The 2,753-nt window shown below is 61.9% G+C and carries 2 protein-coding genes; both read right to left on the bottom strand.

All coding sequences use genetic code 11. The annotated features are described in order from the left end of the window. Positions 1–191: 191 nt before the first annotated feature. The gene (gene betA, locus BZK31_RS28635; protein ID WP_083186486.1) at positions 192–1,892 is read right to left on the bottom strand and encodes a choline dehydrogenase; all 1,701 of its coding nucleotides are present in this window, start codon (positions 1,890–1,892) and stop codon (positions 192–194) included. A 165-nt stretch (positions 1,893–2,057) separates the two neighbouring features. Then, the coding region (locus BZK31_RS28630; protein ID WP_157900836.1) for an aldehyde dehydrogenase family protein at positions 2,058–2,753 on the bottom strand (696 nt) is incomplete at its 5' end.

The following is a 2,753-nucleotide window of genomic DNA, read 5'->3' as shown; positions in this document are numbered from 1 at the left end:
CGGACTTGTCCGCGAAGAGATGTGCACAACCCCTCCATCGGCAGCGCCTGACGCATTGCATTCGTGGACAAGTCCACTCCTACAGGTCGTACTACCGTGGGGTTTGTACGCGAAGACTCCCACGTTCGGAATGGCCGTACCCGTGGGAGCGGACTTGTCCGCGAAGACCGAGGTTCAGTCGACCAAGGTAATCAAGCCTGGTGCGTGACCTCACGCAGCGGCTTGCCACGCGCTGGCTTGTCGCCCGCCACGAAGTAATCGGCGGTGCTGCGCGGCAGGGGCTGGCGGCCACGGATCTTGTCGGCGATTTTCTCGGCGATCATGATCGTCGGCGCGTTCAGGTTGCCGGTGGTGATGATCGGCATGATCGACGCATCCACCACACGCAGGCTCTGCATACCGTGCACACGACCCTGGCCATCGACGACTGCCATCTCGTCGGTGCCCATCTTGCAGGAGCACGACGGGTGATAGGCCGTTTCGGCGTGTTCACGTACGAAGGTGTCCAGCGCTTCGTCAGACTGCACGTCAATGCCGGGGCTGATTTCGCGGCCACGGTACGGATCCAGCGCAGGCTGTTGCATGATTTCGCGGGTCAGGCGAATGCCGTCGCGGAACTCCTGCCAGTCTTGCCTGGAGGCCATGTAATTGAACAGGATGCTCGGGTACTCGCGTGGATCCTTGGACTTGGCGTGCACTCGGCCGCGGCTTGGCGACCGCATGGAACCGACGTGTGCCTGGAAGCCGTGCTCTTTCACGCCCTTGGTGCCGTTGTAATTAATCGCCACCGGTAAGAAGTGGTACTGAATGTTCGGCCACTCGAACGCCTCGCTCGAGCGAATGAAACCACCGGCCTCAAACTGGTTGCTGGCGCCGATGCCGGTGCCGAGGAACATCCACTCCGCGCCGATCGCAGGCTGGTTCCACCACATCAGTGACGGGTAGAGCGACACCGGTTGGGTGCACGCGTACTGCAGGTACATTTCCAGGTGGTCCTGAAGGTTCTCGCCAACGCCCGGCAGGTCATGAACCACCGGGATGTCGAGCTTGTTCAACAGATCGGCAGGGCCGACGCCGGAACGTTGCAGGATCTGCGGCGATGCGATTGCACCGGCGCACAGCAGGACTTCCTTGCGGGCACGGGCTTCATGACGTGCATCGCTGTCGCCTACCAGATACGCCACGCCTGTTGCACGCTTGCCTTCGAACAGGATGCGGTCAGTCAGGGCATGGGTGACGATGGTCAGCGTCGAGCGCTTTTTCGCTTCGTCCAGGTAGCCACGAGCGGTGCTCGCACGACGGCCTTTAGGCGTCACGGTGCGATCCATGGGACCGAAGCCTTCCTGCTGATAACCGTTCAGGTCATCAGTACGCGGGTAACCGGCCTGCACACCGGCCTCGACCATGGCATGGAACAACGGGTTGTTGCCGGCCTTGGGCGTGGTCACGCTGACCGGGCCGTCGCCGCCGTGGTAGTCGTTGGGGCCGATGTCGCGTGTTTCGGCCTTGCGGAAATACGGCAGGCAATCGAGGTAGGTCCAGTCCTCAAGACCTGGCTCTTTCGCCCAGCCGTCATAGTCCATCGCGTTGCCACGGATGTAGCACATGCCGTTGATCAGCGACGAGCCACCCAGGCCCTTGCCGCGACCGCACTCCATGCGGCGGTTGTTCATGTGCGGCTCTGGCTCGGTCTCGTAGGCCCAGTTGTAGCGACGACCTTGCAGCGGAAATGCCAGCGCGGCAGGCATCTGGGTCCGGAAATCCAGACGATAGTCCGGGCCGCCGGCTTCCAGCAGCAGAACGGTGACGCCTTCGTCTTCGGTGAGACGGGCTGCCAGAGTGTTACCGGCAGAGCCGGCACCAATGATGATGTAGTCGTATTCCTGGGTCATAACTGCGCCCTCTTCAAGGTAGGTGGGGCAAATGCAAATCAGCGCGGGTCGGGCAGCTTGTGGCTCGACCCCTAGCACCCCATGCTAGTGCGCTACTTGAGGCGGGCCTCTTCACGAGCTGGCTCGCGAAGGCCTCGCCTCAAACGAAATCCAACTCAGCGAGCCTTAGAAAACCGACGCGTAGTCGCCCAGCTCGATCTGGACCGACTTGATGCGTGTGTACTGGGCCAGGGAGCTGATGCCGTTTTCGCGACCCACACCCGACTGCTTGTAGCCGCCGACCGGCATTTGTGCCGCCGACTCGCCCCAGGCGTTGATCCAGCAGATACCGGCTTCCAGCAAATGAATCACGCGGTGTGCGCGGTTCAGGTCGCGGGTCACGATACCGGCGGCCAGGCCGAAATCGGTGTCGTTGGCGCGGCGAACCACCTCGTCTTCAGTGTCATAACCGAGGATGCTCATCACCGGGCCGAAGATCTCTTCACGCACGATGGTCATCTCGTCGGTGCAGTCGGTGAACACGGTCGGCGCTACATACGCGCCTTTGGCGAAGTCACCGCCCGTCAGTCGCTCGCCGCCACACAGCAGACGTGCGCCCTGTTCCTTGCCGCTGGCGATGTAGCCCAGCACGCTTTCCATGTGTTCGAAGCTGACCAGCGGGCCGAAGTTGATGTTTTCGTCTTCCGGGTTACCGGCGCGAATACGCTTCACGCGTTCCAGGATCTTCGCTTCGAATTCAGCCTTCAGTGCGTTCGGCACGAACACGCGGGTACCGTTGGTGCAGACCTGACCCGAGCTGTAGAAGTTGGCCATCATCGCGATGTCGGCGGCGCGATCCAGATCGGCGTCGTCGAACACGAT

The sequence above is a fragment of the Pseudomonas floridensis genome, assembly GCF_002087235.1.
Classification (GTDB): domain Bacteria; phylum Pseudomonadota; class Gammaproteobacteria; order Pseudomonadales; family Pseudomonadaceae; genus Aquipseudomonas; species Aquipseudomonas floridensis.
Note: the sequence above shows the minus strand (reverse complement) of the source record. Positions and strands in the feature narration are given on the sequence as shown.